The following is a 4,441-nucleotide window of genomic DNA, read 5'->3' on the forward strand; positions in this document are numbered from 1 at the left end:
CTGTCCCCTGACTCCTGATACCTTCTTCAACGGGCGGTTCGGGAAACAATATGGTATACGCTGGGCTGATTATCCCGGATAAATCTGGCTATTCTGGGCATGGTGAACCTCCTGGAAGGCTTGTGGTTGCTGGGTTGAGAGGAATATAGCGGAATGGGTTAGAAAATGCAACTTAAAGAACCTGTCCCAACTTTCTCTGATGGTTTTAGGGCGGTCACAGGATGGCTCCATTGAGGCGATCATCAGGTGGACGCATTAGGTGATCATCAACTGGCTCCATTAGGGTGAACATCAAGTGGCTCCATTAGGGCGGTCAGTGACATGGGGTATATTGGTTTATGCAGCTTCAAGTTCATGGACACGCAGTTCAACATGAAGCCCCGCAGTTACAGCCATATTAACCAGGGAATCAAGGCTGAAGAGGTTAATCTTGCCTCTCATCAGATCTGATATCCGAGGTTGAGTCACTCGGAACAATTGTGCAGCCTGTGACTGACTGAGTTCATTACGTTTAATATGTTTACTCAAGGCCATCATGAGTATTGAGCGAAGCTTCATGTTTTCAGCTTCTTCCTGCGTATCTTCGATGGCATCCCAAATGCTATTGAAACTATTATTGCTCATGTTTTTCTCTCCTTGAGTAATTCACGATAGCGATTGGTAGCCAAGTCCAGATCGCATTTGGAAATTCTCTGGGTCTTTTTGCAGAAACAGTGAAGAATATAGACTGCTTCTGCAAATTTAGCCACATATAGAACTCGAAACTGTCCTGTCACATCTCGCAATCGGATTTCCTGAACACCAGGGCCTATAACAGTAACAGGCTTCCAGCTGTCTGGGGTATCTCCTCTTTGGAGTTTATCTATCTGATAGCCGGCTTCACGTCGTGGATTGTCTGGAAAAGAGCGCAAGTCTTCAAGGCTGGTTCCAAGAAAGACAACTGGATTGATATCAGACATGCAGATTTTATATAATATCTTGTATGAGATGGCAAGTCTTAAATATAGTCATCAGCCAACTCCCAACCTCTTCATGGAATAAACCCCCTCCACCCCACCAACCGGAGTAAATTTCCGTTCATCCTTGGACCCCAGTAGATGCTTGACCTGGTCGAATATTTACCCCGTAAAATTTCTTTTCATTTTACTGGGGCCTCCTGCACAAAGTCTTTCCCCCCGATCACACCTGAGTCTGTAAAATACCGGCATCTGTACCTGAACCGGTCAGTCCTGGATATTTTAAAGCCTTTCTTTCTGGCTTTTTCCACGATCTTTGGATCAATCCCTCTCTTCAAGCTCTTCACTGTCCCCTGTCCCCTGACTCCTGATACCTTCTTCACTGTCCCTTGTCCCCTGACTCCTGATACCTTCTTCAACGGGCTGTTCTGGATATAACATGGTATACTGTAGGTTGGTTTTCACGAATAAATCTGGCTATTCTTGGCATAACTAACCTCCGTTAAGGCTTGTGGTTGAGCGGTTTGGAGTAAACTTAACAAATTTCGATTTTGTTTGCAATAATTAACCTGTCCCATACTTCTTCTATGCCACTGTCGGAAATTAATTCTCAGCAGCCCTGTCTACCAGCTCTGTAAACTCATTTAGAGACTCAGTTCTGATTATTTTCCGGTTTAAAGCCCTGAGGTTCTCAATGGATTGTATGGACTTAATTTTGACTTGGAGTATGCCGGGTAATGGGCCGTATAGCTCTGTTGCAAGGTCTACCAAGGTGTCTTGGGTGGCTTTAAGTTCGCCAACCCCCTCCCAGTAAGGCCGCCTTGTCTGTTCAAGATCCTTTAACATTTCTTGTGCTGCTACTCCTACCATATCCTCACCTCCTGGAAATCGTCTGGTAAGTTGTGTTACTCGTGCCCTACTCAAAGGGCCAGATGCCAGTACGTATTTCAAAATATTAAACAGATATTCTTTTCTTTTATCCTCATCAGGCAGCTGCTCAAGTAAGTCAAATATTTCCTGGAGCTTTATGTCCAGTTCAGGGAAGTGAATGTACTTAAACAGCAGGTGAAATATCTCCATAAGAATAGAGGTTTTGAAAGCCTCGTCTGCCATATGGGTTATGTCATGCAGTAAGTGCCTGAATTTAGGAATAAAAACCCTGAATGATTCATGGGGTATTTCAAAATAGTCTTCAAATTCGCGGCTGAATGTCCACTCGCTTACACCGTGATAAATAATCACGGGAATGATTATAGGCAAGTAGCCTGACAGCTTGTTACGTCTATACAGGTTCATCCATTTCTGGACCGAATAGTGAAGAGCTTGAAGAGGCAACTCAAAGAACCTGTCCCCACTTTCTTTCCATGCGCCACTACATAATCGCAGGGCTCAAATGGCTGGTCTTTACTTGCCAGAGACACAAAGTCGGCCTCATGGAATTCAATATTGGAGAGGCCTGTTCTTCTTACCAAACTTCTGGCGTGTGCTACCTGTTCCGGGTTAAAGTCCACACCCACAAAGTGCATGTTCGGGTTAGCCGCAGCCAGTACAGATAAACCCAGACCCTGACCACAGCCAAGTTCCAGCATTCTTTGGCTGGTGCTTGGTGGTTCAGAGCCCTTAAGTAAGGCTACCCAGTCCAGCCAGTTGGGTGCGAATTCTTTGTAGAAGCCGTAGGTGTAGGATGTGTCAGAGTAGTAGCCGTGTTGCCATGCGGTGGTCATGGGGTGGTCTCCAAAAGTTAATTGTGTAATTATGCAACAGCCTGATTATCCAAGGAGACTGAGTACTCATAGAGGGTTTCCGGATCAATATCTATATTGTCCGGCCAGGCAACAGTACCATTTAGCACAAATGCCTTAAGAAACCTGTTCCCTTCAGTGAGGACAAACCAGGGCTTCTGATTGATATAAGGCTTCATATCAAAATATCTATGTTCACCATTTTCAAACTTAATTATCATGCTGAAGTCAGGTTTAGGCTGCACATTTATAACATCAAGCAACATGATTATACCTCCTTACCTTAAAGGATCAATTCTAAACAGTTCAATGCCTTGATTGGCTAATTCCCAGTTAGCCGATAATTCCTCACGATGCAAGTCCACCCAGACTTGAACCATCCTCAGTTGCTTAGCGGGCAGGCTTCCAGCAAGCAAACTGCTGTCTTCAATAGAGATGGAAGCCTTATGTCCCTGATACCGGGCATGGATATGAGGCAGATGGTGTTTTTCCTTAATTTCGTAAAACATTGAAATAATTATGCCATAGAACATGCTGATTGTGGGCATGGTCAATCCTTTGCTGCTAAGTGCAAATAAATAAACTTATTGCTGATTCAGCGTTTCAGAAAGAGCTTTAGCATAAGCATTCCGTGCAGTTTGCAGGGCTGCTATCTCTGCCTGCAGCTCGGCTATTTTCCTATCCACAAACTGGATTGACCCAAGCTGGGCCTTGGCTTCTTCTGAGAGGGTATCTGAATCGTACTCTTTTCCATCAATTGTAATAGTTGGCATAATTGTCACTCCTTTTATGTTTATGTGTTTGAAAACTGATCCGGTTACCCATAGCGCCAATGATGAGACTCTTTTTGCTCATTACAAAAAAAGTCGATAATCAGAAACATTAAGGGCCTGGGCCAGCTTGCGGGCTCGTTCCTTACCAATCCCTCTCTTGCAGTTTTCCATCTCACTAATTTGATGCTGAGGAATTCCTGTCTTAAGAGATAATTCTTTCTGGGTTAAACTCTCTCTGGATCTATAAGTCCGAAGAGCTATATTTGGCTTTTTATCCATATATTCAGGAAATACCTCAGCTACAGAATAAGCAGGTTTATTATCTGCTTCCAGAAGCCGAACATATTGTTTGACCTTGCCTGCAATGCTACGCCGAACACGCAAATTCAGAGTGATTATATCATCTTCAGTATGGGGCTTTTTCATGGCTTCCTGCATAAACTACCTCCACCAGCTTTACTTTTCCCTGTACTTCTCTCCAGACAGCCACATAGGTTGGTTTACCCTTCTTCAAATGGCAATGATGTTCCGTGTTGGATAGTTTTGAATAGTTAGGCCAGTCTCCACGGACAGGACCACAAAACTCGATTTCCTGAGTCAGCTGGAACAAAACCTCCCGCACTTTGGCAGGGAGCTTATCCGCCTGTTTTTTAGACTTGCCGGTAAATTCAACTGTCCAGTTCATTGTCTCTTTATACCCATAACAGGTATAAAGTCAAGTCTGCTTTTTTCAGCCCGCTCCCAGCCTCTTCATGGAATACAACCCCTCAACACCACCAACGGGAGTAAATTTCCTTGTATCCTTGGACCCCAGCAAGTGCTTGACCTGGTCAAACACCTCCTGAACAAAGTCTTTCCCCCCGATCACCCCGGAATCTGTAAAATACCGGCATCTGTACCTGAACCGGTCAGTCCTGGATATTTTAAAGCCTTTCTTTCTGGCTTTTTCCACGATCTTTGGATCAATCCC

The 4,441-nt window shown here is 44.4% G+C and carries 9 protein-coding genes and 2 pseudogenes; all 11 read right to left on the reverse strand.

What is annotated here, in order from left to right; all coding sequences use genetic code 11:
• Window positions 1-336: 336 nt before the first annotated feature.
• Window positions 337-624, reverse strand: coding sequence for a helix-turn-helix domain-containing protein (locus LZ23_RS11535; RefSeq protein WP_045214330.1), 288 nt, complete (start codon window positions 622-624; stop codon window positions 337-339).
• Window positions 621-959 (reverse strand): type II toxin-antitoxin system RelE/ParE family toxin, encoded by a 339-nt coding sequence (locus LZ23_RS11540; protein WP_045214332.1) that lies wholly within the window; start codon window positions 957-959, stop codon window positions 621-623. Before LZ23_RS11540 ends, LZ23_RS11535 begins: the two co-directional genes overlap by 4 nt.
• A 51-nt stretch (window positions 960-1,010) precedes the next feature.
• Window positions 1,011-1,282, reverse strand: a pseudogene (locus LZ23_RS23555) (hypothetical protein); the annotation flags it as partial.
• Window positions 1,283-1,559: 277 nt separating this feature from the next.
• Window positions 1,560-2,252, reverse strand: a complete 693-nt coding sequence (locus LZ23_RS11545) for an Rpn family recombination-promoting nuclease/putative transposase (protein ID WP_045214334.1) — start codon at window positions 2,250-2,252, stop codon at window positions 1,560-1,562.
• Complete coding sequence (locus tag LZ23_RS11550) at window positions 2,249-2,680, reverse strand: class I SAM-dependent methyltransferase (protein ID WP_045214336.1); 432 nt, start codon at window positions 2,678-2,680, stop codon at window positions 2,249-2,251. Before LZ23_RS11550 ends, LZ23_RS11545 begins: the two co-directional genes overlap by 4 nt.
• A gap of 29 nt (window positions 2,681-2,709) precedes the next feature.
• Window positions 2,710-2,964, reverse strand: coding sequence for a DUF2442 domain-containing protein (locus LZ23_RS11555; protein ID WP_045214337.1), 255 nt, complete (start codon window positions 2,962-2,964; stop codon window positions 2,710-2,712).
• 12 nt (window positions 2,965-2,976) lie between these two features.
• Window positions 2,977-3,246: a DUF4160 domain-containing protein gene (locus LZ23_RS11560; RefSeq protein WP_045214339.1), complete on the reverse strand. Its 270-nt coding sequence runs from the start codon at window positions 3,244-3,246 to the stop codon at window positions 2,977-2,979.
• A 36-nt stretch (window positions 3,247-3,282) separates the two neighbouring features.
• Window positions 3,283-3,471 carry a DUF6447 family protein gene (locus LZ23_RS11565; RefSeq protein ID WP_045214341.1) on the reverse strand — a complete coding sequence of 63 codons (189 nt, stop codon included), beginning with the start codon at window positions 3,469-3,471 and terminating at the stop codon, window positions 3,283-3,285.
• 81 nt (window positions 3,472-3,552) lie between these two features.
• The gene (locus LZ23_RS11570; RefSeq protein WP_232300478.1) at window positions 3,553-3,897 is read right to left on the reverse strand and encodes a helix-turn-helix transcriptional regulator; all 345 of its coding nucleotides are present in this window, start codon (window positions 3,895-3,897) and stop codon (window positions 3,553-3,555) included.
• Window positions 3,878-4,156 (reverse strand): type II toxin-antitoxin system RelE family toxin, encoded by a 279-nt coding sequence (locus tag LZ23_RS11575; protein ID WP_045214345.1) that lies wholly within the window; start codon window positions 4,154-4,156, stop codon window positions 3,878-3,880. The genes LZ23_RS11570 and LZ23_RS11575 overlap by 20 nt, the downstream gene beginning before the upstream one ends.
• Before the next feature lie 45 nt (window positions 4,157-4,201).
• A pseudogene (locus LZ23_RS24655) lies at window positions 4,202-4,441 on the reverse strand (hypothetical protein); the annotation flags it as partial.

Source organism: Desulfonatronovibrio magnus, from assembly GCF_000934755.1.
Taxonomy (GTDB): domain Bacteria; phylum Desulfobacterota; class Desulfovibrionia; order Desulfovibrionales; family Desulfonatronovibrionaceae; genus Desulfonatronovibrio; species Desulfonatronovibrio magnus.

Coding starts and splice junctions, on each gene's coding strand:
- LZ23_RS11550 (WP_045214336.1), bottom strand. CDS start 2,680: ATGACCACCGCATGGCAACACGGCTACTACTCTGACACATCCTACACC.
- LZ23_RS11540 (WP_045214332.1), bottom strand. CDS start 959: ATGTCTGATATCAATCCAGTTGTCTTTCTTGGAACCAGCCTTGAAGAC.
- LZ23_RS11555 (WP_045214337.1), bottom strand. CDS start 2,964: ATGTTGCTTGATGTTATAAATGTGCAGCCTAAACCTGACTTCAGCATG.
- LZ23_RS11560 (WP_045214339.1), bottom strand. CDS start 3,246: ATGCCCACAATCAGCATGTTCTATGGCATAATTATTTCAATGTTTTAC.
- LZ23_RS11575 (WP_045214345.1), bottom strand. CDS start 4,156: ATGAACTGGACAGTTGAATTTACCGGCAAGTCTAAAAAACAGGCGGAT.
- LZ23_RS11565 (WP_045214341.1), bottom strand. CDS start 3,471: ATGCCAACTATTACAATTGATGGAAAAGAGTACGATTCAGATACCCTC.
- LZ23_RS11545 (WP_045214334.1), bottom strand. CDS start 2,252: ATGAACCTGTATAGACGTAACAAGCTGTCAGGCTACTTGCCTATAATC.
- LZ23_RS11535 (WP_045214330.1), bottom strand. CDS start 624: ATGAGCAATAATAGTTTCAATAGCATTTGGGATGCCATCGAAGATACG.
- LZ23_RS11570 (WP_232300478.1), bottom strand. CDS start 3,897: ATGAAAAAGCCCCATACTGAAGATGATATAATCACTCTGAATTTGCGT.